Raw genomic sequence first — 24,820 nt, forward strand, 5'->3', positions numbered from 1 at the left:
GCCCATTCAACCGCCGCCAAAACAAGCCAATCGTCGATAAGTAGTGCAAACGAACAATGACTACAACGAAAGAGCATAGTAGCCTTCCCCAGCGCTTGAACTCAGGAGTCCGTGCATGTCCGTCCGTCGTACCAAAATCGTCGCCACCCTTGGCCCGGCCAGTAACTCGCCGGAAGTCCTCGAACAGCTGATTCTGGCTGGTTTGGACGTCGCCCGTCTGAACTTCTCCCACGGCACCCCGGACGAGCACAAGGCTCGCGCCAAGCTGGTGCGTGACCTCGCCGCCAAGCATGGCCGCTTCGTTGCACTCTTGGGCGACCTGCAAGGCCCGAAAATCCGTATCGCCAAATTCACCAACAAGCGGATCGAGCTGAAGATCGGTGACAAGTTCACCTTCTCCACCAGCCACCCGCTGACCGAAGGCACCCAGGACGTGGTGGGCATCGACTACCCGGACCTGGTCAAGGACTGCGGCGTCGGTGACGAACTGCTGCTGGACGACGGCCGTGTGGTGATGCGCGTTGACACTGCCACGCCGACCGAACTGAACTGCACCGTGATCATCGGCGGCCCGCTGTCCGACCACAAAGGCATCAACCGTCGCGGTGGTGGCCTGACGGCGCCGGCCCTGACTGAAAAAGACAAGGCCGACATCAAGCTCGCCGCCGAAATGGAAGTGGACTACCTCGCCGTGTCCTTCCCGCGCGACGCCGCCGACATGGAATACGCCCGTAAGCTGCGCGACGAAGCCGGCGGTACCGCCTGGCTGGTAGCGAAGATCGAACGTGCTGAAGCCGTGGCCGATGATGAAACCCTCGACGGCCTGATCAAGGCCTCCGATGCAGTGATGGTTGCCCGTGGCGACCTGGGCGTTGAAATCGGTGACGCCGAGCTGATCGGTATCCAGAAGAAGATCATCCTGCACGCACGCCGTCACAACAAAGCGGTGATCGTTGCGACCCAGATGATGGAGTCGATGATCCAGAACCCGATGCCGACCCGTGCCGAAGTGTCCGACGTGGCCAACGCCGTACTCGACTACACCGACGCCGTGATGCTCTCGGCTGAAAGTGCCGCCGGCCCTTACCCGCTGGAGGCCGTACAGGCCATGGCGCGTATCTGCGTCGGTGCCGAAAAGCACCCGACCAGCAAGACCTCCAGCCATCGCATCGGCAAAGTCTTCGAAAGCTGCGACCAGAGCATCGCCCTGGCTGCCATGTACACCGCCAACCACTTCCCGGGTGTCAAGGCCATCATCGCCTTGACCGAAAGTGGCTACACGCCGTTGATCATGTCGCGCATCCGCTCCTCGGTGCCTATCTACGCGTTCACCCCACACCGCGAAGCCCAGGCCCGCGCGGCCATGTTCCGTGGCGTGTACACCATCCCGTTCGACCCGGCGTCGCTGGCACCGAACGAAGTCAGCCAGAAGGCGATCGACGAGCTGGTTAAACGCGGCGTCGTGGAGAAAGGCGACTGGGTCATCCTGACCAAGGGCGACAGCTACCACACCACCGGTGGCACCAATGGCATGAAGATCCTGCATGTGGGCGACCCGCAGGTCTGAGTGACAGGCTGAAAAACAAAAGCCCCGCCCTGTGAATGGCGGGGCTTTTTGCATTTCAGTGCAGGCCACTGTGTTGAGTTTCAGCGCCTCATCGCAGGCAAGCCAGCTCCCACAATAGTCAGACAACTCGGTCTACTGTGGGAGCTGGCTTGCCTCGATGGCGTCATCAGCACCCGGCGATAAACTCCGATACCGACTTGAGCAGGCTTTTCATAAAGTGAAAGGGCGGGATAGAAACACATCCGCTAGCAATTGATTACGCGGCAGTCCCGTCAGGAACAAGCGCTTGGAAAAGGCCTCGACGCTGGCAGGGTGCCCGCAAAGCAAGGCCAGGGTATGCCGGGAAACCAGCCGCAGTTGCGCCAATGCCGGCTGCAACTGCGCCGCGGTCCATAGCTCCACGGTCAGGTTCCCATGCCGGGCGGCAAGGGCTGCCAGGGGTTCAGCCAGATAATGACCTTCGGCCTCATGGGCCAGGTGAATCACGCGAATGTCGCCCTGGTGATCCTGGCGCAGCGCCTCGCGCAACACCCCCCACAAGGGCCCCAGGCCAGTACCGGAAGCCAGCAGCCACAACGGCCGCGATTGCCAGTCAGGGTCATAGTGCAGTGCTCCACCCCGCAGTTCACCCAGGCGCAAAGGATCACCGACCTTCAACTGTCGCGCCGCATCGCTGAATGCACCGGGTTGACGGCAGTCGATATGAAACTCCAGGTACGGCTCTTCCTGGGGCAAGCCCGCCAGAGAATAGGGGCGCGCCACCTGCCCCGCCCACAGCACCAGATGCTGCCCGGCGTTGTACCGCAGGGCACGTTCCGGTTGCAGGCGCAGGCGCAGTACCGTCGAACTCAGCCAATCGGCGCCCACCACCTGGGCGGGCAGGCCATCGCGCTGAGGGTCAAACGCTTCGACCTTCAGGTCCGCACTGACCCGGCACTGGCACGCCAGGCGCCAACCTTGCTGGCGCTGCGTCGGGCTCAAGGCTTCGGGCTGCTGGTCGTCAACCTCACCCTCGCAACGCACCAGGCACGCATGGCAACTGCCGGCCCTGCAACTGAAGGGCACGGCCACGCCGGCCTGATTCAAGGCATCCAGCAGGTTGCTGCCGAGGGATACAGACCAGTGGCGTTCGCCGACGTACAGTTCAGGCATATAAAGACTCAATCATAAGGAGCGCGCACAGGGAATCATGCCTGCGACAGTTTGACCATAGTCGGGTGTATCGGCCACCGTGCCGGGTTATACTGCCGCGCCTTTTTAGCGTCGCGCCTGCACCATTCTGGCGTGCCTTGGAAAGATGGCTTCAGCCGACCGATGCAACACTGGCGCCATCTTTATTGAATGTTCCCTTATAGAGGAGCGCGACTCATGACCGTGATCAAGCAAGACGACCTGATTCAGAGCGTTGCCGACGCCCTGCAATTCATTTCCTACTACCACCCCGTTGATTTCATCCAGGCCATGCACGAAGCCTACCTGCGCGAAGAATCGCCGGCGGCCCGTGACTCCATCGCCCAGATCCTGATCAACTCGCGCATGTGCGCCACCGGCCATCGCCCAATCTGCCAGGACACCGGTATCGTCACCGTGTTCGTGCGCGTGGGTATGGACGTGCGTTGGGACGGCGCCACCATGGGCCTGGACGACATGATCAACGAAGGCGTGCGTCGCGCCTACAACCTGCCAGAAAACGTCCTGCGCGCCTCGATCCTCGCCGACCCGGCAGGCGCCCGCAAGAACACCAAGGACAACACCCCCGCGGTCATCCACTACTCCATCGTCCCGGGCAACACCGTGGAAGTGGACGTGGCGGCCAAGGGTGGCGGCTCCGAGAACAAGTCGAAAATGGCCATGCTCAACCCGTCCGACTCGATCGTCGACTGGGTGCTCAAGACTGTTCCGACCATGGGCGCCGGCTGGTGCCCACCGGGCATGCTCGGCATCGGCATCGGCGGTACCGCCGAGAAAGCCGCGGTAATGGCCAAGGAAGTGTTGATGGAGTCCATCGACATCCACGAGCTGAAAAAGCGCGGCCCGCAGAACCGTATCGAAGAAATGCGCCTGGAGTTGTTCGAGAAGGTCAACCAACTGGGCATCGGCGCCCAGGGCCTGGGTGGCCTGACCACCGTGCTCGACGTGAAGATCATGGACTACCCGACCCACGCCGCGTCCCTGCCGGTGTGCATGATCCCCAACTGCGCCGCCACCCGTCACGCGCACTTCGTGCTCGACGGCTCGGGCCCGGCGTCGCTGGAAGCGCCATCGTTGGACGCCTACCCGGAAATCGTCTGGGAAGCCGGCCCATCGGCCCGTCGCGTCAACCTCGACACCCTGACTCCGGAAGAAGTGCAGAGCTGGAAGCCGGGCGAAACCGTACTGCTCAACGGCAAGATGCTTACCGGTCGCGACGCGGCGCACAAGCGCATGGTCGAGATGCTGAACAAGGGCGAAACCTTGCCGGTGGACCTCAAGGGCCGCTTTATCTACTACGTCGGCCCGGTTGATCCGGTGCGCGAAGAAGTGGTTGGCCCGGCGGGCCCGACCACCGCGACGCGGATGGACAAGTTCACCCGTCAGATCCTCGAGCAAACCGGCCTGTTGGGCATGATCGGCAAGTCCGAGCGCGGCCCGACCGCCATCGAAGCGATCAAGGACCACAAGGCCGTGTACCTGATGGCCGTGGGCGGCGCCGCTTACCTGGTGGCCCAGGCCATCAAGAAGTCGCGCGTGGTTGCCTTCGCCGAACTGGGTATGGAAGCCATCTACGAGTTCGACGTGAAAGACATGCCGGTCACCGTTGCAGTGGACAGCAAAGGTGAATCCGTCCACATCACCGGTCCTGCCATCTGGCAGAAAAAGATCAGTGACAGCCTGGCGGTAGAAGTGCAGTAAGCGCCTTCTCCACAAGCATAAAGGCGACTGCGGCCCCATGGCCCAGTCGCCTTTTTTTCTGCCGGGAGCAAGGGGGCTAGCTCCCACACAAACTCCTTGGTCACAAGATATGAGCTGCCCATGCTATGGTGCTCGCCCCTTACCGTGCCTGTTCATCATCGTATGATCGTGATCCCTCGCCCCCTGCGCCTGACCTTCTATTCTCTGTTGATCATCGCCGGTGCGGTGCTGGCTGCCGCCTTGGCCACGCGCCATGCCGAACGCCAGGCCCTGGTGGACGACGCCGCCCGTGCCAATCAGCAGCTGGCGCTGTACGCCAACTCGCTGCACACCCTGATCGAACGCTACCGTGCCCTGCCCGCCGTACTGGCGCTGGATTCGGAGATGATCAGCGCCTTGAAGGGCCCGCTGGACGCCGCCACGCAAGACCGGCTCAACCGCAAGCTGGAGCGCATCAACGGCGCTGCGCAGTCTTCGACCCTGGAACTGATGGACCGCACCGGCCTGGCCGTGGCCGCCAGCAACTGGAACCTGCCCAGCAGTTATGTCGGCCACAATTACGCGTTCAGGCCGTATTTCAGCCAGACCTTGAGCCAGGGCACCGGGCGCTTTTATGCAGTGGGCGTGACCACGGGTATTCCGGGTTATTTTCTTTCCAGCGCGGTCGTGGATGAGCACGAGCAGTTCCTTGGGGCCATGGTGGTCAAGCTGGAGTTCCCCGAGCTGGAGCGCGAATGGGCCCAGGGCAATGACCTGCTGTTGGTCAGCGATGCGCGGGGCATCGTGTTTATCGCCAACCAGCCGGGCTGGCGTTATCGCAACCTGCGGCCGTTGTCCGAAAATGACCTGGCTGAACTCAAGGCCACCCGCCAATACGACAAGAAGCAACTGCAGCCGCTGGACACCCAGCCCCTGCAACGCTTTGACGAAAACAGCCACTTGATCCGCGTCAACGGCCCCGACGGCAACGCCAATTACATCTGGGAGTCGCTGCCGCTCAAGCGCGAAGGCTGGACCCTGCACCTGTTGCGCAAACCCCAGTTTGCCTTTGAAGACCAACGTAACGCGGGCCTTGCCGCTGCGGGTTCGTGGCTGGCATTGGTGTTCCTGGGGCTGTTCCTCAGCCAGCGCTGGCGCCTGGCCCGCTTGCGCCAGCGCAGCCGTGAAGAACTGGAGCAATTGGTCGAAGAACGCACCCAGGCGCTGCGCACCGCCCAGGATGGCCTGGTGCAGTCGGCCAAGCTGGCGGCATTGGGACAGATGTCGGCCGCCCTCGCCCATGAAATCAACCAGCCGCTGACCGCCCAGCGCATGCAACTGGCGACGCTGCGGCTGTTGCTCGACCATGGTCGAGTGGACGATGCCTACAAGGCTCTCACGCCATTGGATGACATGCTCACGCGTATGGCTGCGCTCACCGGCCACCTCAAGACGTTCGCGCGCAAGAGCCCCAGCGGCCTGCGCGAAAAGCTGGACCTGGCGACGGTGGTCGACCAATCCTTGCACCTGCTCGACGCGCGCCTGCGTGACGAAGCCATCGGCGTGGTGCTGGACCTCACTCGCCCGGCCTGGGTACGTGGCGACGCGATCCGCCTGGAACAGGTGCTGATCAACCTGCTGCGCAACGCCCTCGACGCCATGGCCGATAAACCGCGCAAGCGCCTGGAAATCCGCCTGCACGCCGATCAGCAACTATGGCAGTTGAGCGTCTGCGACAGTGGCGGCGGGATTGCCGAGGAACATTTGAGCAGCGTATTCGACCCGTTTTTCACCACTAAACCGGTGGGCGACGGGCTCGGCTTGGGGCTCGCGGTGTCCTACGCTATCGTGCATGAACTGGGCGGACGCCTGAGTGCCGCCAACCGTGGCGATGGCGCGATTTTCACCTTGACCCTGCCTATCGCCCTGGAGACACCAGACCTATGTTGAACGCGGTGATTGTGGTCGATGACGAAGCCAGTATTCGCACGGCCGTCGAGCAATGGCTGAGCCTGTCGGGGTTTGACGTGCAGTTGTTCAGCCGCGCCGAAGAGTGCCTGGCGCAACTGCCCAAGGACTTTGCCGGGGTGATTCTGAGCGACGTGCGCATGCCGGGGCTCAGCGGCCTTGAACTGTTGGCCGAGGTGCAGCGCCGCGATGCCGATTTGCCGGTGATTTTGCTCACCGGCCATGGTGACGTGCCAATGGCCGTCGAAGCCATGCGCGACGGCGCCTACGACTTCCTGGAAAAACCCTTCAGCCCCGATGCGCTGCTCAACAGCCTGCGCCGGGCGCTGGACAAGCGCGGCCTGATCCTGGAAAACCGCCGCCTGCATCAACAGGCCGATCATCGCGTGCAGTTGGAGTCCAGCCTGCTGGGTGTGTCCAAGGGCCTTCAAAGCTTGCGCCGCCAAGTGCTGGACCTGGCGAGTTTGCCGGTCAATGTGCTGATCCGGGGTGAGACCGGCAGCGGAAAGGAGTTGGTCGCCCGCTGCCTGCACGACTTCGGCCCACGCGCCAAGAAGCCGTTCGTGGCCCTCAATTGCGCGGCAATCCCCGAGCAGTTGTTCGAAGCCGAACTGTTCGGACATGAAAGCGGCGCCTTTACCGGCGCCCAGGGCAAACGTATCGGCAAACTGGAATATGCCCACGGCGGCACCTTGTTCCTGGATGAAATCGAAAGCATGCCCCTGGCCCAACAGGTGAAATTGCTGCGCGTGTTGCAAGAGCAGAAGCTGGAGCGGCTGGGCTCCAACCAGAGTATCCAAGTGGACCTGCGCATCATCGCTGCCACCAAGCCCGACCTACTGGAAGAAGCCCGTGCCGGGCGCTTTCGCGAAGACCTGGCCTATCGGCTCAACGTCGCGCAACTGCGCCTGGCGCCATTGCGTGAACGTCGCGAAGATATTCCGCTGTTGTACGAGCATTTTGCGCAAAGCGCCGCCGAGCGTCTGGGCCGCCAGGTCGAGCCTTTGAGTGGGCCACAGTTGGGGCGCCTGCTCAGCCATGACTGGCCGGGCAATGTGCGCGAACTGGCCAACGTCGCCGAGCGCCAGGTGTTGGGGCTGGACGAGCCGGAACCGCAAGGGATCGAAGCCGGGCAGTCGTTGGCGGCGCAGCAGGAGGCGTTCGAGGCACACTGCCTGAAGGCCGCGTTGACGCGTCACAAGGGCGATATCAAGGCGGTGCTGGCCGAGTTGCAACTGCCGCGTCGCACCTTCAATGAGAAGATGCAGCGGCATAGGTTGGTAAGGGAGATGTTTGTGTAGCGATCTTTGGATCGCCATCGCGGGCAAGCCCGCTCCCACACTGATCGTTCCCACGCTCCGCGTGGGAACGCAGCCTAGGCCGCTCTGCGTCGCTTTTTAAAGGCGCGACGCGGAGCGTCACAACAGGCGTTACCACGCAGAGCGCGGGAACGATTACTGCAGCCATAAGCGGATTTCCGCTCACCACCCCAAAACCATCAGCGAATTTCCGCTCAATAAAATCCCGCAACCCTTCTATTCCGGGCCTTCCTCTACCTGGCACAGCTCCTGCTATAGCCCCAACAGGCTGCGCACGCGCCGCTCCATAAAAACAACTAGATGAAGGATCCTTCAATGGATAACTCCAACACCGTGCCTCTGGGATCGACGGCCGTCAAAGCGCAGGAGCGCACCACCTCCAGCCGCATCAAGTCGATCTTCAGCGGATCGGTCGGCAACATGGTCGAATGGTACGACTGGTACGTCTACGCCGCCTTCTCGCTGTACTTCGCCAAAGCCTTCTTCCCCAAAGGCGACACCACTGCCCAACTGCTCAACACCGCCGCGATCTTCGCCGTGGGCTTCCTGATGCGCCCGATTGGTGGCTGGCTGATGGGCCTGTACGCCGACAAAGTGGGGCGTAAAAAAGCCTTGATGGCCTCGGTGTACCTGATGTGCTTCGGCTCGCTGCTGATTGCCCTGAGCCCCGGCTATGAAATCATTGGTATCGGTGCGCCGATCCTGCTGGTGTTTGCCCGCCTGCTGCAGGGCCTGTCGGTCGGCGGCGAATACGGTACCTCTGCCACTTACCTGAGTGAGATGGCCACCAAGGAACGCCGCGGTTTCTACTCCAGCTTCCAATACGTGACCCTGATCTCCGGCCAGCTCATCGCGCTGGCGGTGCTGATCGTTCTGCAACAGGTGCTCACCACCGAGCAGTTGTATGCCTGGGGCTGGCGTATCCCGTTCGCCATCGGTGCATTGTGTGCAGTGGTCGCGCTGTACCTGCGTCGCGGTATGGAAGAAACCGAGTCGTTCACCAAGAAAGAAAAAGCCAAGGAAAGCGCAATGCGCACCTTGATGCGCCATCCCAAGGAGCTGATGACCGTGGTCGGCCTGACCATGGGCGGCACCCTGGCGTTCTACACCTACACCACCTACATGCAGAAATACCTGGTGAACACGGTCGGCATGAGCATCTCCGACTCTACCACCATCTCGGCGGCGACGCTGTTCCTGTTCATGTGCCTGCAACCGATCATCGGCGGGCTGTCGGATAAAATCGGCCGCCGCCCGATCCTGATCGCCTTCGGCGTGCTTGGCACCCTGTTCACCGTGCCGATCCTCACTACCCTGCACACCATCCAGAGCTGGTGGGGCGCGTTCTTCCTGATCATGGCGGCGCTGATCATCGTCAGCGGCTACACCTCTATCAACGCCGTGGTGAAGGCCGAGCTGTTCCCGACCGAAATCCGCGCACTGGGCGTGGGCCTGCCGTATGCCCTGACCGTGTCGATCTTCGGCGGTACCGCTGAATACATCGCGCTGTGGTTCAAGAGCATCGGTATGGAAACTGGCTACTACTGGTACGTGACCGCGTGTATCGCCGTGTCGTTGATGGTGTACGTGACCATGAAAGACACGCGTAAACACTCACGCATCACCACCGACTAAAAAATGTGGGAGCGGGCTTGCTGTGGCGAGCAAGCTTGCTTGCGCTGGGGTGCGAAGCGCCCCCAAAAAGCTGGCTCCAGCTACGCTGTCGAACGGGAGCAAGCTACCTCGCCACAGCAAGCCCGCTCCCTCATTTATTTAGCCTTAGGACAACTCTGCGGCCTCATTGCGCCCATAGCGCCGCTGCGCATACGACGCGCCAGCAATCATCACCACCAGCACCGCAGCCAATACCGCGGATGAACCGATGGTGCCGAAATCCAAGCCGCCTTTTTCATGGGGTTTGGTCAGGAAATCCCCCAAGGTCGCGCCAAACGGCCGTGTCAGTACAAACGCCACCCAGAACAACAATACCGACGAGATGCGGGTGAAGTACTTGAGTACCACCACCGCGGCGATGGTTGAGCCGATCAACAATGCGCCACCGGCGAAGCCCAGCCCCGAATCGTCCGCGAGGAAATCGCCCAATGCGGTGCCCAAGGTGTTGGAGAACAGGATCGCCATCCAGTAAAACAACTCCCCTCGGAAGGTCTGCACCTTGTTCACATTCAGCGAGTCACCACTGAGGTGCCACAATGCAAAGATGATCATCAGGATCACGATCAGGATCATCGACCCGGTGGCGTAGCCCAGCCCCAGCGTGCGGTCCATGAAGTCGGACATCGTGGTACCCGCCGTGCTGGTAGACAAAATCACGATCCAGTACAGCACCGGGTTGTAGGTTTTCGACCAGAGTTGCGTCACCAGGGTCACCAGGAACACGCTGATGAGGATCATGGAGCTGATGGCGTAGCCAACGTTCAAGGTCATCGACAGCAAGTCCCCGGCAGTTTCGCCCAAGGTAGTTGCGCAGATTTTCATGACCCAGAACGCCAGGGTGATCTGAGGAAGTTTGTTCATGCAGTGGATAGCTCCAAGGCTCAGTCTTATAGGGGTATTGACCTTGGGCGCAGACTGAAGGGGAAACTGTGAAAAATAGGTGGCAGATGTATGAAAAATCCATGGGCACGATGGAAATTCACCGCCATGAATTGCACTATGACCGCCTCCCAAACCGCGTAGCAGGAACCCCGGCCATGCCTGACGACATCCACTTTTACGAACCCGCCAACGGCCACGGCCTGCCCCATGACCCGTTCAATGCGATCGTCGGCCCACGCCCGATTGGCTGGATCTCCTCGCACGATCGCGAAGGCCGCCTGAACCTGGCGCCCTACAGCTTCTTCAATGCGTTCAACTACATTCCGCCGATCATTGGGTTTTCCAGTGTCGGGCGTAAAGACAGCCTGAACAATATCGAACAGACTGGAGAATTCGTCTGGAACCTGGCCACCCGCCCGCTGGCCGAGCAGATGAACCAAAGCTGCGCGGCCGTATCGCCCGAGGTAAATGAATTCGAACTCTCCGGGCTGACGCCGGTGGCTTCGAAAATCGTTGGCGTACCACGGGTGGGCGAGAGCCCAGTGTCGTTCGAGTGCAAGGTGACGCAGATCATCCAACTGCAACGTGCCGACCAGCAGTTGGTGCCGAGCTGGCTGGTGCTGGGCGAGGTGGTGGCGGTGCACATCGCCAAATGGTTGCTCAAGGATGGGATCTACGACACCGCTGCCGCCGAGCCGATTTTGCGCGGGGGTGGCCCGGCGGATTATTTCCAGCTGGGGCCTGAGGCCCTGTTCAAAATGCACAGACCAGGCGCCACCAAACCCTGACTAAAATGCAATCAAAACTGTGGGAGCTGGCTTGCCTGCGATGACGGTGGGTCAGTTAACTCAGGAGTGACTGATACACCGCTATCGCAGGCAAGCCAGCTACCACATTGGTTAGGTGTGCTGCCTCAGCGTTCAGCAGTCGCCCAGGTCAGTTGGCCTTCTGCATCCACATCGACCAGATGCTCGAGTTGCAACGTCGCCGCATCATCGGCATCGGACGCAGTCTTGAACGTCTGCCCGTCAAGGATCTTGTGAAACCTGGGTGCGCCCATGCCATCCAGTGCCTTGACGGCGACGGCGGCGCTGTAGCCACCTTCGCCCGGTACTACGGCGGAAACGGCTTCGTGGTGGGCAAATTGTTTACGTGCCATGTTGCAGGTCCTGGCCAATGGAAAGTCGGCCATTCTAACCGTTAACCGGCCAGTTGCAGGTACTCGCCGTAGGCCTGTGCCGCCGATGCGTCGGTGAAGGTCTGGAAGTCCATGCTGCGCACGACCATGTCGTTCAGAAGCTCGGTGAAGATCATCAGGGCCGGAGAGTTGAAGTAGGCGCTCATGGCCTGCTCGCTGCTCCAGAACCCGGACACCAGCCAGACATCGGGATCGACCTGGGAGTGCTGCAACGAGAATTGCAGGCAACCCTGGGCCTGGCGACCTGGTTCGATCAAACTGCTCAAGCGTGCACCGAGTTCGGTGCTGCACCCGCTACGGGCGCGGATAAAGGCCATATGGCTCGCGGGAATGGGGGTGGACATGTTCGACTCTCCCGTTGAGAAGTGATGCTCGGCAAGCACAATGAGGGCGTGTTGCCACAGGATCAAAGATAACGGCGCGGGGGTGGGCGCGGTTAGTCAATTCCTGCAGGCTTATTGCACAATCCTGCGAGAAGCGTAGGGAGGACGTTCGGCCCCAGGATTTATTCCAGGCCCAGGCCTCATGTTTCAGGGTGATGACAGGCTGCGCACTTGCCTGATTCACGCTATCTCGCAGGATCAGGCAAGGATGCTGCAGAATCGACGTAACACTTTTTGAAAAGCCGCCGCTAAGCTGAGCCCATCAAAGCAGCGTGTAGAGGACGCCCCATGCCGTCGCCCGAATCCAAGTCCATTCCCCTCGATGCCGAGATGGAGAAACAACGCGCCGAGCTGGCCAGTATCGTGCACCGCCACACCTGGGAAGACGGCTCCTACGGCACGGCGATCACCTCGCTGTACCTGAACCGCCACAACGCGCCGCGGGATTTCATGCCGGTGCTGGTGGAACCCGCGCTGTGCATCCTCGCCAGTGGCAGTAAGGAAGTGCGCCTGGCCGACGAGATCTTTGCCTACGACCCGCTCAACTACTTGGTGTTCTCGGTGGCGATGCCGGTAGCCGGCCGCATTATCGACGCCACCGCCGAGGACCCGAACCTCTCGGTGCGTATCAATATCGACCCGGCGCAGCTCACAGCGCTGATCGCAGAGGCCGGGCCGATGGGCGTGCCCTCGCGCCCGACCTCGCGAGGCATGTACGTCGACCGCATCGATCACGCACTGCTCGACGCGGTGCTGCGCCTGACCCGCTTGCTGGACACGCCTAAAGACATCGCGATGCTCGCGCCCTTGATCAACCGTGAAATTCTCTACCGCTTGCTGCGTGGCCCGCAGGGTTATCGCCTGTATGAAATCGCTGTGGCTAACAGCCAGAGCCATCGGGTGAGCCAGGCGATCACCTGGTTAAACGGTAACTACGAACAGCCGCTGCGTATTGACGACCTGGCCAAAGAAGTGAACCTGAGCGTCTCGACCCTGCACCATCGCTTCAAAGCGATCACGGCCATGAGCCCGCTGCAATACCAGAAGCAACTGCGCTTGCAGGAAGCCCGGCGGCTGATGATTGCCGAAGGGCTGGAGGCCTCGGCGGCGGGCTATCGGGTGGGGTATGAAAGCCCGTCCCAGTTCAGCCGGGAGTACAGCCGGTTGTTTGGTGCGCCGCCGCTGCGCGACCTGGCCCGGTTGCGCCAGAGCATCTGATGTACGCAGAGCAACATGTGGGAGCTGGCTTGCCTGCGATGGCGGTGTGTCAGTCACTAATGAGTCCACTGAACCACCGCTATCGCAGGCAAGCCAGCTCCCACATTTGATCTCAGGTGTTTGTTAGTCCAAGGTTCTTGGTAGTTGCAGGGTAACGCGCAGGCCGCCTTCACGCAGGTTCTGCAAACTCACTTCGCCCCCATGGCTGTGGGCAATATTGCGCGCAATCCCCAATCCCAATCCGTAACCCTGCTGCTGGCCGGCCAGGCGGAAGTGCGGTTCAAACACCTGCTCCAGTCGCTGCTGCGGCACGCCGGGCCCCTCGTCATCCACATGCAGGATGAACTGCACGCCATCGTCCTCGATATGCAAATGCGCGTTCTGCCCGTACTTGAGCGCGTTGTCGATCAGGTTGCCGATGCAACGCTTGAGCGCCAGCGGCTTGCCTGGGTAGGCTGACAGGGCCGCGCCATCAAGGGTCACTCGGCCATTGCCATGGGGTGCCAGGTACGGCTCCACCAGGCATTCGAGGACGTGGTTGAGATCCACCGGCTGGATGTTTTCGTGGATGTCGGTGTCTTTCACGCATTGCAGCGCGCCCTTGACCAGCAATTCCAGCTCATCCAGGTCACGGCCGAATTTGTTTTGCAGGTTCTCGTCTTCCAGCAATTCCACACGCAGGCGCAGGCGGGTGATGGGCGTGCGCAGGTCATGGGAAATCGCGCTGAACAACTGGCTACGCTCGGTCAGGTAACGGCTGATGCGTTCACGCATGGCATTGAATGCACGGCCCACTTCCACCACTTCACTGCCGCCGCCTTCAGCCACCGGTTCCACATCGGCGCCCAGAGACATGTCCCGCGCCGCTCGCGCCAGGCGCTTGAGCGGTCGGCTTTGCCAGTGCACCAGCAGGCCGATGAACAGCAGCAGAAAACCGCTGGTGAGCACGATGAACCACACCTGCTGGGACGGCAGGCCTTGCTCTTCCAGGCTGGTGTAGGGCTCGGGCAATAGCGAGGCGATGTACAGCCATTCACCGGGTGCCAGTTGGATCTGGGTGACCAGCACCGGCGGGTTCACCGGTTCCAGGGTCAGCGCGTAATGGGCCCAGGAGCGCGGCAGTTCGTCGAGCTTCAGGCCGGCATTGAAGATGCGCAGGTCTTCGGCGCTGACGAACTCTACCGAGATATGCACGTCGGCACCCAGGGTCTGGCGCAGCACTTCGTCCACCGCCACCAGCACCGCTTGCTTGCGCGGGGTTTCGGGCAGTATTTGCATGTCCAGCGGGCGATCATTGAGGGTCACCACAAAACGCGTGCCGCCCATGCTGCGCAATTGGTCCAGCACTAACGGGCGATAGGCCACCGGCAGCGACCGGAAGTAACTCACGCTGGCGGTCATTGAATGCGCCAGGCTACGGGCGCTGGTCACCAAGCCCTCAAGCTGGGTGGCGCGCAGTTGCGACACCCAGATCACGCTGGACAGCGCTTGGGCAAACAGCACCGCCAGCAAGGTCAGCAGTAACATGCGCCCCAGCAGCGAGCGGGGTACCGGGAAGCGGCGGCGACGTTCGTTCAGCGGTTCAGTGGGCATTGCCGGCAACCACGCTGGCTGCCAGTTGATAGCCGCTGCCACGCACGGTGCGGATCAGCCGCGGAGGTTTCTCGGTGTCGCGCAGGCGCTGGCGCAAGCGGCTGACGGCCATGTCGACGATACGGTCCAGGGGCATCAGGTCGCGGCCACGGGTGGCGTTGCCGATGGTGTCGCGGTCGAGGATCTGTTGCGGGTGGTCGAGAAACAACTTGAGCAAGGCGAAGTCGGCACCGGAGAGGATCACCTCTTCACCATCCACATGAAACAAGCGGTGGCTGATCATATCCAGGCGCCATTCATCGAACACCCACACATCACCGCCGCTGCTGCGCTCCTGGCCGAATTGGCAGCGGCGCAGCAGTGCCTTGATGCGCGCCTGCAACTCGCGGGGGCTGAATGGCTTGCCGATATAGTCATCGGCGCCCAGCTCCAGGCCGATCACGCGGTCGGCTTCGTCGGAACTGGCGGTGAGCATGATGATCGGCACCTGCGCCTGGCGCGGGTGCTGGCGGATCCAGCGGCACAGGCTGAAGCCGTCTTCGTCTGGCAACATGACATCGAGGATGACCAGGTCGCACGGCGCCTCGTTCATTGCCTGGCGGAACCCCGCACCGTCGGACACGCCACGGACCTGGAAGCCGGCGCGACTGAGGTAGGTTTGCAGCAATTCGCGGATTTCCTGGTCGTCGTCGACGAGGAGAATGGATTTACTGATTACGCTCACGGGGCCTCCTTGTTGTTATGGCCTGGCTCAAATCATCGGGTGCCCTTTAGGCCGTCATCGCAGGCAAGCCAGCTCCCACACTTGGAATGCATTCCAGACTGTGGGAGCTGGCTTGCCTGCGATGGCGCCATTATGACCTATGCAAAAGCTTGCTCAAGCGCCACACCAGCCCCAGTCAACCCGGAATACGGCGCTGTCACCAGCCACACCGGAATACCTTTGAAGTAGTCGCTCATGCAGCCTTTGTCGCGAAAACTCTGGGCAAAGCCACTGTTGATAAAGAAGTCGGCAAACCTCGGTATCACCCCACCCACGATGTACACGCCACCGCGTCCACCGGTGGTCAAGACGTTATTGCCCGCCACTCGGCCCAGCCAGATGCTGAACTGGTCCAATACTTCCATGGCCACCGGATCGCCGGCCAGGCCCGCCGCCGTGATGGCTTCGGGGGTGTCGAGCACCGGCTCGTGCCCATCCACCGCACAAATCGCCCGGTACAGCCGTGGCAGGCCGCCACCGCTCAACGCGGTTTCGGCGCTGACATGCCCGATCTCGCTGTAGATGTGTTGCCACAGCTGGGTTTCCCGTGGGCTGCTCAGGGGCAGGTCGACATGCCCACCCTCCCCCGGCAATGCTGCCCAACGGCCTGCGCCGAGGTCCAGCAAGGTGCCGACGCCGAGACCCGTACCCGGGCCGATCACCACGGCCGGGCGCAAGGGCTCCGGCGTGCCTTCGCAGACCACGCGGAATTCGTCGGGCTTGAGTCGGGTCATGCCCAGGGCCATGGCCGAGAAGTCGTTGACCAGCAACAGTTCATCCACCTGCAGGGCCTGGCAAAACGCGGTTTTGCTCAGGCGCCAGTGGTTGTTGGTGAACTTGAATTCATCGCCGCTCACCGGCCCGGCCACCGACAGGCACACCGCACCGATGTCCCCGATTTGCAGGCCTTCTTCTTTGAGATAGACCTTGATCGCCTCTTCAGGGCTGCCGTGATCCGCCGTGGCATGCACGCGGATCGAATGCAGTTCCTGATCCCGCCATAACGCAAAACGGGCGTTAGTCCCCCCGATGTCACCGACCAGCGCAAGCTTCACTTAAGCGTCTCCAAGGCAGAGGTAAAGGCGCTGGCGCCCTGCTCTGCGGAGCTTGCGGCCAAGCGCATGAATGCAAACAACTCGCGACCGGCCCCCACGTTATTGCCCAACAGGCCGGTGGCAGGCGTGCGCGCTGCAAATACTTCGGCGTCCACCTTAAGCTCCAGGGTGCCGGTAACGCCATCCACACGGATGATATCGCCATCCTGGACCCGCGCCAGCGGCCCGCCGCTCTGGGCTTCGGGGTTGACGTGGATCGCGGCAGGGATCTTACCCGACGCGCCGGACATTCGCCCATCTGTCACCAGCGCCACTTTGAAACCACGGTCCTGCAACACGCCCAGGAACGGGGTCATCTTGTGCAGTTCCGGCATGCCGTTGGAGCGCGGCCCCTGGAAGCGCATCACCGCGACAAAGTCTTTTTCCAACAGGCCGGCCTTGAAGGCATCGGCCAGGTCCTGCTGGTCCTGGAACACCACCGCGGGCGCTTCGACAACCTGATGCTCCGGCGCTACCGCCGAAACCTTCATCACGCCACGGCCAAGGTTGCCTTCCATCACGCGCAAGCCGCCTTCCGGCGAGAACGCACGGGCCACCGGGCGCAGGATGGTTTCGTCGAGGCTTTCGATCGGGCCGTCGCGCCAGACCAGTTCGCCATCCACCAGGAAAGGTTCCTGGATATAGCGGCTCAGGCCCTTGCCGGCCACGGTGTTGACGTCTTCGTGGAGCAGGCCGGCTTCCAGCAGTTCGCGGATCAGGAACGACATACCGCCCGCCGCCTGGAAGTGGTTGATGTCAGCCTTGCCATTTGGATACACGTGGGACAGGGTCGGCACCACCTCGGAGAGGTCGGCCATGTCCTGCCAGGTCAGGATGATGCCTGCCGACATGGCAATGGCCGGCATGTGCAGGGTGTGGTTGGTGGAGCCGCCAGTGGCGTTGAGCGCAACGATGGAGTTGACGATGGACTTCTCGTCGACAATCTCGCCAATCGGCGTGAAGTTGCCATTGGCCTTGGTCAAACGCGTGACCTGGTGCGCAGCTTCGCGGGTCAACGCATCACGCAGCGGCGTGTACGGGTTGACGAACGAAGCGCCGGGCAAGTGCAGGCCCATGACTTCCATCAGCAACTGGTTGGTGTTGGCGGTGCCGTAGAAGGTGCAGGTACCAGGGCTGTGGTAGGACTTCATCTCCGATTCCAGCAGTTCTTCGCGGCTGGCCTTGCCTTCGGCATAGCGCTGGCGCACATCGGCCTTCTGCTTGTTGGAGATACCCGACGGCATCGGCCCGCCCGGCACGAAGATCATCGGCAGGTGGCCGTAGCGCAGTGCGCCCATCATCAGGCCAGGGACGATCTTGTCGCAGATGCCCAGCATCAGCGCGGCGTCGAACATGTTGTGGGACAGCGCTACCGCCGTGGACATGGCAATGACTTCACGGCTGAGCAGGCTCAGCTCCATGCCTGGTTCGCCCTGGGTCACGCCGTCGCACATGGCGGGGGTACCGCCGGCGAACTGGCCGACCGAGCCGACTTCGCGCAGCGCCTTTTTGATTTGTTCGGGGAAATGCTCGTAGGGCTGATGCGCCGAGAGCATGTCGTTATAAGAAGAAACAATTGCCACGTTGGCGGCATTCATCATGCGCAGGCTGTTTTTGTCTTCGGTGCCGCAACCGGCCACGCCGTGGGCGAAGTTGGCGCATTGCAGCTTGCCGCGCATCGGACCGTCGCTGGCTGCGCCGCGAATGAGCGCAAGGTAAGCCTCGCGGGTGGCGCGGCTGCGGGCGATAAGCCGTTCGGTGACCTCAAGAACGCGGGGATGCATGTATAGAACTCCAGGCTAACGGATGTGGCGACCTGAGTGTCTATGCTGATCAAACGCCCACGGCTCATGGGATGGCAGGGGGTCGTTTGGATCATCGGACCAGTTGATTCAGGTCACTCGTTGTAGATTGAACAAAATATTGCCACTAAAAAGGCTTGTTTTCTATTTTTATGCGAATAATCTTGTAATTCTTACAACAAATCGACGACAGGCACCTTCCAATGACTCTTCGTATCGCAATCAATGGTTTTGGCCGTATCGGCCGTAATGTCCTGCGCGCACTGTATACCCAAGGCTATCGCCAGGATCTGCAGATCGTCGCCATCAACGATTTGGGCGACAGCTCGATCAATGCCCACCTGCTCAAGTACGACACCGTACACGGCACTTTCGACGCAGAGGTTGCCCACGATCAGGAAAGCCTGACCGTCAATGGTGACCGGATTGCCGTGAGTGCCATTCGCAACCCCGCCGACCTGCCGTGGGCTGCGCACAAGATTGACGTGGTGTTCGAATGCACCGGTCTGTTCACCGACCGTGACAAGGCTGCCGCCCATATTAGCGCCGGCGCGCGCAAGGTGATCATTTCGGCCCCGGCCAAAGGCGCGGATGCCACTGTGGTTTATGGCGTAAACCATGACATCTTGCGTCAATCCCACCAGATCATTTCCAACGCATCGTGCACCACCAACTGCCTGGCGCCGGTGGCCCAGGTGCTGCACCGCGAGCTGGGTATCGAAAGCGGCCTGATGACCACCATTCACGCCTACACCAACGACCAGAACCTTACCGACGTGTACCACACCGACCCGTACCGCGCGCGTTCGGCCACCCAGAACATGATCCCGAGCAAGACCGGCGCCGCTGAAGCGGTGGGCCTGGTGCTGCCGGAACTGGCAGGCAAGCTGACTGGCATGGCGGTGCGTGTGCCGGTGATCAACGTGTCGCTGGTAGACCTCACCGTGCAGTTGAAGAAAGAAGCCACGGCCGATGAAGTCAACGCCCTGCTCAAACACGCCAGCCAGCATTCGAAGATCCTCGGCTACAACACCCTGCCGCTGGTTTCCAGCGACTTCAACCATAACCCGCTGTCGTCGATCTTCGATGCCAATCACACCAAGGTCAGTGGCAAATTGCTCAAAGTATTGGCGTGGTATGACAACGAGTGGGGCTTCTCCAACCGTATGCTGGATAACTGCCTGGCGTTGTGCAACGCCGAATAAGCCCTAGGCTGGATTGCGTGCACTGACTCAGATCGTTCCCACGCTCTGCGTGGGAATGCCACCCTGGACGCTCCGCGTCCTGCTCTTAAAGTTGTGACGCGGAGCGTCACAGGATGTGTTCCCACGCAGAGCATGGGAACGAGCGGCACAATCTCCAAGGCATCTCAAAGTGCCACTTGCCATTTCAGTTGATGATAAGCATTATCATTAACTGCAAATCGGTCTGGTATCACTGTGAGCCAATCTCGCTTCAACCACGTCTTCCTCACCCAACGGGTGATCCTGCTACGAACTCTGCAACGCATGGTGCATAACCACAGCACCGCCGAGGACCTGTTGCAGGAAACCTACCTGCGCGTGACTCGGGCCCTCAGCGAGCGGCCAATCGACCACCTTGAACCCTTTGTCTACCAGACAGCCCGCAACCTGGCGCTGGATCACTTGCGTTCGCGCAGGATTCAGGCGCGTACCCTGCAGGAGGATGTCCCGCTGGATGTCCTGCAAAGCGTCGCCGCGCCGGCCAGCACGCCGGAGGAAGCTACCCAGGCCGAGCAGCTACTGGAGCACCTGAGTGTCAGCCTCGGCCAGTTGAGCGCCCGCCAGCAGCGGATTTTCATCCTCAGCCGTCTGCACGGTTGCAGCTATCAGGAAATTGCCGATCAGTTGGGTGTGTCCTTGAGCACGGTGCAAAAGGAACTCAAATTGATCATGGCTATCTGTGTGGGTGTGGCCGAACGGCTGGATCAGCCTTAAGCTTCACCCGACAGAGGTGTCGATCCAAGCTGTAGGAAAAATGAATAGAACGTGGCGAAGACCCGAGGAACACCGTGACGGACCCGAATAAACTGCGCCCCCATGCGTTGGCTCATGAGGTGTTGCAAGACGCGGCCATGGACCAAGCCCTCGATTGGCTGATCGCCTTGCAGTGCCCGCAACCTGGGCAGCAGGCCGCGTTCGACGCTTGGCTGGCCCAGGACCCGGCGCATGTCCATGCCTTCAGCAAGGCCCAGGCCGCCTGGGGTGACGCGCCGGTACACAGCGCCGCCGTGGCCCTCGCCGCACCGCGCAAGCCCAGCGGCTGGCGCCGGATCAGACCGCACTGGAAACCCCTGGCCACCGCCGCCGTGTTACTGCTCGGCCTGTTCAGTTTCAGTAACCTGCCGGTGCGTTTGCAGGCCGACCATCTGACGGTGGTCGGCGAGCGCCAGCGCCTGCAACTGGACGATGGCTCCAAGGTACTGTTGAACACCAACTCGGCATTTTCCAGCACCATCAACCACCACCAGCGCATTGCCCGCCTGTACCAGGGCGAAGCGTTCTTTGAAATAGCGCCCACCCGTGGCCTGCCCCTGGAAATAGACGCCGGCCCGGTGCGCGCCAGCGTGCGTGACACCGCCTTTGCCGTGCGCTACCTCAATGGCGAAGCCCAGGTTCAAGTGCAGCGCGGCGATGTCGACCTGAGCAACACTTTCGACGATGCCCGCGTGCGCCTGAGCGCCGGTGAAAGCATCCGCATCGGCCCCAAGGGTTTCGGCCAACCGGCCAAGCTCGATCCCAGCAAGGACCTGGCCTGGGTGCAGGGCCGGCTAGTGTTCGAAAACTGCCCGATGAGCGAAGTGCTGGCTGAGCTGCGCCGCTATTACCCAGGCTGGATCGTCAACAACAACGAGCAGTTGGCCAGCGTCGCCGTCACCGGCAACTACCGCCTCGACCAGCCCCTGGACGTGGTGCGCTCCTTGGCCCACATCACCTCGGCCAAGCTGTCGGAGTACCCGGCGCTGGTGATCCTGAACTAAATGAGAATTATTTTTACTCGATGTTAACCGGCAATACGTCTCGTTATAGCCAATGCAACTGATTCCTATTTGTTTCGGTTCGCAACTATAAGATTCGTATCCCGGAGCGCTCTCGATGTCCTCTCGTTTCAACCGCCGGTCTGCTTCGCCCGTTTTGTCCTTGCTGACCGCCGCGATCCTGCTGGCTGGTGCGCCCGTCATGAGCGCCACCGCCGCGGAACCTGCCGCTCGCAGCCACGCCAATTACACGTTCAGCATCGAACAGCAGCCATTGGTGTCGGCACTCAACGCTTTCACCGCAGTGACCGGCTGGCAAGTGGGCCTGCCGGCCGAACTGGGCCAGGGCGTATCGTCCCCTGGCGTGCGCGGCCCGCTGCCAGCGGAAAAAGCCCTGGACCGGCTGTTGGTGGGGACCAACCTGAGCTATCGCAAACTGGGCACCAACAACATCGTGCTGGAAAAACGTAGCGCCGGCAGCGCCCTCGCCCTGCAACAGGTGACCATCAGCGCCACTCGCAATGAACAGGATGTGAACAGCGTACCGAGCACCGTCAGCGTGCACGACCGCGCAGAACTGGACCGCCAGAACGTCAACAACATCCGTGAACTGGTGCGCTACGAACCCGGCGTCTCCGTCGGCGGCGCCGGTACGCGCTCGGGTAACGCGGGCTACAACATTCGTGGCATCGACGGCGACCGCGTCCTCACCCAGGTGGATGGCGTCGAAGTGCCGGACAATTTCTTCAACGGCCCTTACGCCAAGACCCGCCGCAATTACGTCGACCCGGAAATCGTCAAGCGCGTGGAGATCTTGCGCGGCCCGGCCTCGGCCCTGTACGGCAGCAGCGCCATCGGCGGCGCGGTGAGTTATTTCACCCTCGACCCGGATGACATCATCAAGCCAGGCCAGGACGTCGGTGCCCGCCTGAAGACCGGCTACAGCTCCGCCGACGAGAGCTGGCTGACCTCCGGCACCTTCGCCGGGCGTGTGCAGGACTTCGACGGTTTGCTGCACCTGAGCCAGCGCAATGGCCACGAAACCGAATCCTACGATGGCAACAACGCCACTGGCCTGGCCCGTACCGGCGCCAACCCGGAAGATGCGCGCACCACCAACGTGCTGGCCAAGCTGGGCTGGAACTATGGCGATGACAACCGCCTGGGCCTGACCTACGAGAAGTTCAAGGATGACCGCGACGTCAATCTGAAAAACGCAGTGGGCGGTCCGTTCATCGGTGGCCGGGGCATGAACCTGTACCGCGACCGTCGCGGTAACGACACCATTACCCGCGAGCGCTTCGGCCTGGAAAACACCTTCGCCCTGGAGTCGCCGATTGCCGACCGCATCAAGACCAGCCTCAACTACCAGATCGCCAAGACCGACCAGACCACCGCCGAAATCTACCAGGCCGGCCGTCGCGTCCTGCGTACCCGCGACACCCTTTACGAAGAGAAGCAGTGGGTCTTCGACGCGCAACTGGACAAGGCCTTCAGCCTCGGCGAAACCGACCACCAAGTGACCTACGGCACCACCCTCAAGCAGCAGAAAGTCACCGGTTCACGCGAAGGCTCAGCCTCGTGCCTGGCCATTGGTGCCGGCTGCACCGCCATCGGCGCGCCGAGCCCGCAAGCGAGCGACAGCGTGAAGAAGGCCAGCGACTTCCCCGACCCAACCATCAACACCTACTCGCTGTTCGCCCAAGACCAGATCACCTGGGACAAATGGACTTTCCTGCCTGCCGTGCGTTATGACTACACCCGGCTCAAGCCCAAGCTGACCCAGGAATTCCTCAACACCGTCAACCCGACCGGCGCCTATACCGTCGATGGCAAAGACAAGACCTGGAACCGCGTAACACCCAAGTTCGGCCTCACCTATGCCCTGACCGACAACTACACCTGGTTCGGTCAATACGCCGAGGGCTTCCGTACGCCGTCTGCCAAAGCGCTGTACGGTCGCTTCGAAAACCTCAACCTGGGCTACACCGTCGAACCCAACCCCGACCTCAAGCCAGAAACCAGCAAAGGCATCGAAACCGGGATTCGCGGCAAATTCGACGAAGGCTCCTTCGATATTGCGGTGTACTACAACAAGTACCGTGACTTTATCGACGAAGACAACGCCGTGGTCGGCGGCACCGTGGAGCAATTCAAGGCGGTCAACATCAAGCGCGCCACCGTCAAGGGCGTGGAAGCCAAGGGCCGCCTGAACCTGGATACCTTCGGCGCGCCGAAGGGCCTGTATACCCAAGGCTCGGTTGCCTACACCTACGGTCGCAACGACGACAATGGCGAGCCGTTGAACAGCGTCAACCCGCTCAAGGGCGTGTTTGGCCTGGGCTACGACCAGGACAACTACGGTGGCCTGGTGAGCTGGACCTTGGTGAAAAAACAGGACCGCGTCGACAGCACGACCTTCCACGCGCCCGACGGCGGCACCGACGGCCCGTTCAAGACCCCGGGCTTCGGCATCCTCGACCTGACCGCTTATTACAAGGTGAGCAAAGACGTGACCGTCAACGGTGGCCTCTACAACCTCACCGACAAGAAGTACTGGAACTGGGATGACGTGCGCAGCTACGACAGCGTCGGCGAAGCCGGTGTGACCGGCCCGGCCAACCTCGACCGCCTGACCCAGCCCGGTCGCAACTTTGCGATCAACGTGATCTGGGACATCTGACCCTTCCGCCTCACCTCGCCGCCATTGCATCCGCGGCGAGGTGAGGATTTTTTACTGTGCCGCGTCTTCTTGTTCGTCTAGTTGATAACAGCTCTCTTCAGGGCGCCCAGGCGCTTCTCTTCTCAAGGATTTTTTTCATGACCACTTCTTCCACAGCAGAACGTCCAAGCCTGCGCTCCCAACGCCTGAACCAGATCACCAACGAGCCGCACACCAAGCTCGACGCATTGGTGAAGGCTCACGCGCCGTTCGAAACCCAAGCCAACTTCGCCCGCTTCGTAGTGGCCCAGTACCTGTTCCAATCGGAACTGGTGGCCTTGTACAACGATGCCGAACTGAACCAGATCATCCCTGACCTGGCCGCCCGCTGCCGCGCCGAAGCCGCCAAGCTCGACCTGGCAGACCTGGACACCGAAACCCCGGCCCCGGTTGCCGGCGCGGTGAACAACCCCAGCAAAGCCGAAGCTTTGGGCTGGCTGTTCGTCTCCGAAGGCTCCAAGCTGGGCGCTGCGTTCCTGATCAAGCGCGCCGTGGGCCTGGGCCTGAGCGAAACCTTCGGTGCCCGCCACCTGGGCGAGCCGGCCGGTGGTCGCGCCGAGGGCTGGAAAAGCTTCACCCGCACCCTCGACGGCCTGGCATTCAGTGCCGAAGAAGAAGCTGCCGTGGAAAAAGGCGCGATTGATGCGTTTGTGCGCTTCACCGTGTTGCTGGAACAGGCGTACGCTAGCGCCCCAGAACTGGCGTAAGTGTTCTGGTAGACAGCGGTTCAATGTGGGAGCTGGCTTGCCTGCGATGGCGGTGGGTCAG

Annotated in this window: 20 protein-coding genes; 12 read left to right on the forward strand and 8 right to left on the reverse strand. The window is 61.5% G+C overall.

The features are described from left to right. The first annotated feature begins 115 nt into the window (after positions 1 to 115). On the forward strand, positions 116 to 1,567 hold the full coding sequence (gene pyk / locus HBO10_RS15140) for a pyruvate kinase (protein WP_003193904.1): 1,452 nt from the start codon (positions 116 to 118) through the stop codon (positions 1,565 to 1,567). Positions 1,568 to 1,777: 210 nt separating this feature from the next. Here pyk and HBO10_RS15145 read toward each other — a convergent pair whose 3' ends face one another. After that, positions 1,778 to 2,719 carry an iron-sulfur-binding ferredoxin reductase gene (locus HBO10_RS15145; RefSeq protein ID WP_034128605.1) on the reverse strand — a complete coding sequence of 314 codons (942 nt, stop codon included), beginning with the start codon at positions 2,717 to 2,719 and terminating at the stop codon, positions 1,778 to 1,780. 216 nt (positions 2,720 to 2,935) lie between these two features. Here HBO10_RS15145 and HBO10_RS15150 point away from each other — a divergent pair, with 216 nt between their 5' ends. The 4 genes from HBO10_RS15150 (at position 2,936) to HBO10_RS15165 (ending at position 9,360) form a co-directional block, all read left to right on the forward strand. Continuing rightward, positions 2,936 to 4,459 (forward strand): fumarate hydratase, encoded by a 1,524-nt coding sequence (locus tag HBO10_RS15150; RefSeq protein WP_034128606.1) that lies wholly within the window; start codon positions 2,936 to 2,938, stop codon positions 4,457 to 4,459. A 162-nt stretch (positions 4,460 to 4,621) separates the two neighbouring features. Next, entirely contained in the window at positions 4,622 to 6,388 is a 1,767-nt protein-coding gene (locus tag HBO10_RS15155; RefSeq protein WP_034128607.1) for an ATP-binding protein, read from the forward strand. After that, entirely contained in the window at positions 6,382 to 7,707 is a 1,326-nt protein-coding gene (locus HBO10_RS15160; protein WP_034128608.1) for a sigma-54 dependent transcriptional regulator, read from the forward strand. The genes HBO10_RS15155 and HBO10_RS15160 overlap by 7 nt, the downstream gene beginning before the upstream one ends. Positions 7,708 to 8,040: 333 nt before the next feature. Then, entirely contained in the window at positions 8,041 to 9,360 is a 1,320-nt protein-coding gene (locus tag HBO10_RS15165) for an MFS transporter (protein WP_034128609.1), read from the forward strand. A gap of 144 nt (positions 9,361 to 9,504) precedes the next feature. Here HBO10_RS15165 and HBO10_RS15170 read toward each other — a convergent pair whose 3' ends face one another. After that, a complete protein-coding gene (locus HBO10_RS15170; protein ID WP_019817341.1) occupies positions 9,505 to 10,260 on the reverse strand; it encodes a hypothetical protein in 756 nt (251 codons plus the stop codon). Positions 10,261 to 10,436: 176 nt separating this feature from the next. Here HBO10_RS15170 and HBO10_RS15175 point away from each other — a divergent pair, with 176 nt between their 5' ends. After that, on the forward strand, positions 10,437 to 11,069 hold the full coding sequence (locus tag HBO10_RS15175) for a flavin reductase family protein (RefSeq protein WP_034128610.1): 633 nt from the start codon (positions 10,437 to 10,439) through the stop codon (positions 11,067 to 11,069). 125 nt (positions 11,070 to 11,194) lie between these two features. Here HBO10_RS15175 and HBO10_RS15180 read toward each other — a convergent pair whose 3' ends face one another. Continuing rightward, entirely contained in the window at positions 11,195 to 11,440 is a 246-nt protein-coding gene (locus HBO10_RS15180) for a hypothetical protein (protein WP_019817340.1), read from the reverse strand. A gap of 41 nt (positions 11,441 to 11,481) precedes the next feature. Then, a complete protein-coding gene (locus HBO10_RS15185; RefSeq protein ID WP_003193915.1) occupies positions 11,482 to 11,823 on the reverse strand; it encodes an antibiotic biosynthesis monooxygenase family protein in 342 nt (113 codons plus the stop codon). A 327-nt stretch (positions 11,824 to 12,150) separates the two neighbouring features. Between HBO10_RS15185 and HBO10_RS15190 the strand changes: the two genes are divergently transcribed. Next, on the forward strand, positions 12,151 to 13,080 hold the full coding sequence (locus HBO10_RS15190) for an AraC family transcriptional regulator (protein WP_034128611.1): 930 nt from the start codon (positions 12,151 to 12,153) through the stop codon (positions 13,078 to 13,080). A 123-nt stretch (positions 13,081 to 13,203) separates the two neighbouring features. Here the strand turns inward: HBO10_RS15190 and HBO10_RS15195 are convergent, their stop codons facing one another. The 4 genes from HBO10_RS15195 to edd form a co-directional block, all read right to left on the reverse strand. Next, on the reverse strand, positions 13,204 to 14,673 hold the full coding sequence (locus HBO10_RS15195) for an ATP-binding protein (protein WP_034128612.1): 1,470 nt from the start codon (positions 14,671 to 14,673) through the stop codon (positions 13,204 to 13,206). Then, positions 14,663 to 15,397 carry a response regulator transcription factor gene (locus HBO10_RS15200; protein ID WP_003193918.1) on the reverse strand — a complete coding sequence of 245 codons (735 nt, stop codon included), beginning with the start codon at positions 15,395 to 15,397 and terminating at the stop codon, positions 14,663 to 14,665. Before HBO10_RS15200 ends, HBO10_RS15195 begins: the two co-directional genes overlap by 11 nt. A 137-nt stretch (positions 15,398 to 15,534) precedes the next feature. Then, on the reverse strand, positions 15,535 to 16,491 hold the full coding sequence (locus tag HBO10_RS15205; RefSeq protein WP_034128613.1) for a glucokinase: 957 nt from the start codon (positions 16,489 to 16,491) through the stop codon (positions 15,535 to 15,537). Next, on the reverse strand, positions 16,488 to 18,314 hold the full coding sequence (edd, locus tag HBO10_RS15210; RefSeq protein WP_014719752.1) for a phosphogluconate dehydratase: 1,827 nt from the start codon (positions 18,312 to 18,314) through the stop codon (positions 16,488 to 16,490). The genes HBO10_RS15205 and edd overlap by 4 nt, the downstream gene beginning before the upstream one ends. Positions 18,315 to 18,535: 221 nt before the next feature. Between edd and gap the strand changes: the two genes are divergently transcribed. The 5 genes from gap (at position 18,536) to HBO10_RS15235 (ending at position 24,759) form a co-directional block, all read left to right on the forward strand. Beyond that, positions 18,536 to 19,537: a type I glyceraldehyde-3-phosphate dehydrogenase gene (gap, locus tag HBO10_RS15215; protein ID WP_003193921.1), complete on the forward strand. Its 1,002-nt coding sequence runs from the start codon at positions 18,536 to 18,538 to the stop codon at positions 19,535 to 19,537. Positions 19,538 to 19,771: 234 nt separating this feature from the next. After that, the gene (locus HBO10_RS15220; RefSeq protein WP_003193922.1) at positions 19,772 to 20,290 is read left to right on the forward strand and encodes a sigma-70 family RNA polymerase sigma factor; all 519 of its coding nucleotides are present in this window, start codon (positions 19,772 to 19,774) and stop codon (positions 20,288 to 20,290) included. A 74-nt stretch (positions 20,291 to 20,364) separates the two neighbouring features. Further along, positions 20,365 to 21,333, forward strand: coding sequence for a FecR domain-containing protein (locus tag HBO10_RS15225; RefSeq protein ID WP_034128614.1), 969 nt, complete (start codon positions 20,365 to 20,367; stop codon positions 21,331 to 21,333). A 115-nt stretch (positions 21,334 to 21,448) separates the two neighbouring features. Further along, positions 21,449 to 24,013: a TonB-dependent receptor gene (locus HBO10_RS15230; protein ID WP_034128615.1), complete on the forward strand. Its 2,565-nt coding sequence runs from the start codon at positions 21,449 to 21,451 to the stop codon at positions 24,011 to 24,013. A gap of 137 nt (positions 24,014 to 24,150) precedes the next feature. Continuing rightward, the gene (locus HBO10_RS15235) at positions 24,151 to 24,759 is read left to right on the forward strand and encodes a biliverdin-producing heme oxygenase (protein ID WP_034128616.1); all 609 of its coding nucleotides are present in this window, start codon (positions 24,151 to 24,153) and stop codon (positions 24,757 to 24,759) included. The last annotated feature ends 61 nt before the right edge of the window (positions 24,760 to 24,820 follow it).

Origin of the sequence: Pseudomonas sp. WS 5503 (assembly GCF_012985385.1) — a bacterium.
Taxonomy (GTDB): domain Bacteria; phylum Pseudomonadota; class Gammaproteobacteria; order Pseudomonadales; family Pseudomonadaceae; genus Aquipseudomonas; species Aquipseudomonas paracarnis.

Bases quoted from the DNA above. Each gene is read 5' to 3' on its own strand.
- HBO10_RS15165 (WP_034128609.1), top strand. From the start codon at position 8,041: ATGGATAACTCCAACACCGTGCCTCTGGGATCGACGGCCGTCAAAGCG.
- HBO10_RS15190 (WP_034128611.1), top strand. From the start codon at position 12,151: ATGCCGTCGCCCGAATCCAAGTCCATTCCCCTCGATGCCGAGATGGAG.
- HBO10_RS15230 (WP_034128615.1), top strand. From the start codon at position 21,449: ATGTCCTCTCGTTTCAACCGCCGGTCTGCTTCGCCCGTTTTGTCCTTG.
- HBO10_RS15180 (WP_019817340.1), bottom strand. From the start codon at position 11,440: ATGGCACGTAAACAATTTGCCCACCACGAAGCCGTTTCCGCCGTAGTA.
- gap (WP_003193921.1), top strand. From the start codon at position 18,536: ATGACTCTTCGTATCGCAATCAATGGTTTTGGCCGTATCGGCCGTAAT.
- HBO10_RS15195 (WP_034128612.1), bottom strand. From the start codon at position 14,673: ATGCCCACTGAACCGCTGAACGAACGTCGCCGCCGCTTCCCGGTACCC.
- HBO10_RS15150 (WP_034128606.1), top strand. From the start codon at position 2,936: ATGACCGTGATCAAGCAAGACGACCTGATTCAGAGCGTTGCCGACGCC.
- HBO10_RS15160 (WP_034128608.1), top strand. From the start codon at position 6,382: ATGTTGAACGCGGTGATTGTGGTCGATGACGAAGCCAGTATTCGCACG.
- HBO10_RS15235 (WP_034128616.1), top strand. From the start codon at position 24,151: ATGACCACTTCTTCCACAGCAGAACGTCCAAGCCTGCGCTCCCAACGC.
- HBO10_RS15185 (WP_003193915.1), bottom strand. From the start codon at position 11,823: ATGTCCACCCCCATTCCCGCGAGCCATATGGCCTTTATCCGCGCCCGT.
- HBO10_RS15145 (WP_034128605.1), bottom strand. From the start codon at position 2,719: ATGCCTGAACTGTACGTCGGCGAACGCCACTGGTCTGTATCCCTCGGC.
- HBO10_RS15175 (WP_034128610.1), top strand. From the start codon at position 10,437: ATGCCTGACGACATCCACTTTTACGAACCCGCCAACGGCCACGGCCTG.
- pyk (WP_003193904.1), top strand. From the start codon at position 116: ATGTCCGTCCGTCGTACCAAAATCGTCGCCACCCTTGGCCCGGCCAGT.
- HBO10_RS15155 (WP_034128607.1), top strand. From the start codon at position 4,622: ATGATCGTGATCCCTCGCCCCCTGCGCCTGACCTTCTATTCTCTGTTG.
- HBO10_RS15170 (WP_019817341.1), bottom strand. From the start codon at position 10,260: ATGAACAAACTTCCTCAGATCACCCTGGCGTTCTGGGTCATGAAAATC.
- edd (WP_014719752.1), bottom strand. From the start codon at position 18,314: ATGCATCCCCGCGTTCTTGAGGTCACCGAACGGCTTATCGCCCGCAGC.